The organism is Flavitalea flava, assembly GCF_054461575.1.
In genome coordinates, this window is the sequence record NZ_JBTLQH010000132.1 from 1 (window position 1) to 832 (window position 832).

At 45.2% G+C, this 832-nt stretch carries 1 pseudogene; it reads left to right on the forward strand.

Going from position 1 to position 832, the window contains the following annotated elements:
* Positions 1-821, forward strand: a pseudogene (locus ACX0G9_RS31690) (IS630 family transposase); the annotation flags it as partial.
* Positions 822-832 lie beyond the last annotated feature (11 nt).

Genomic DNA, 832 nt, shown 5'->3' on the forward strand with positions numbered 1-832 from the left:
AGTTGCAGTAAACCACCAAAAGGCCATGGGAAATGGACGCTTAGGCTATTGGCCGATAAACTGGTGGAGTTGAATTATGTAGACAGTATTTGCCATGAGACGGTAAGAAAAGTGCTAAAAAAAACGAGTTAAAACCGTGGAGAGTCAAGGGATGGGTAATTCCGCCTACCGCGAATGGTCAGTTTGTAGCCTCCATGGAACAAGTGTTGGATGTGTACAAACGCCCTTATAGCCGAAAATACCCGGTGGTATGTATGGACGAATCACCAAAGCAACTTATCCGGGAAACGCGGGTGCCGATTCCTATGGGCAGGGGACGGGCGGCCCGCAGTGATTTTGAATATGAAAGGTGTGGCGTGTGCAATATATTCATGGTTAACGAACCATTGATAGGAAAGCGGCATGTCAAAGTAACGGAGCGGAAGACCAAATTGGATTGGGCGGAGTTGATCAGGGAAATAGCCGATGATCTGTATCCCAAAGCAGCTAAAATAACCCTGGTCATGGACAACTTAGCCACGCATAAACCCGGAGCTTTGTACGAAGCCTTTCCACCCGCAGAAGCAAAAAGAATATTGGACCGGTTTGAATTTATCTATACACCCAAGCACGGGAGTTGGTTGAACATGGCAGAAATCGAATTGAATGTATTAACAAAACAGTGCCTCAATCGGAGAATAGACAATATGGAAACTATCAAAGCGGAGGTACAGGCTTGGCAATCCTACCGGAATGGTAAAAAGGCCGCAATTAATTGGCAGTTTACCACCAAGGAGGCCCGGATAAAACTAAAAAAACTTTATCCGACAATATTATATTGACTAGACACTAG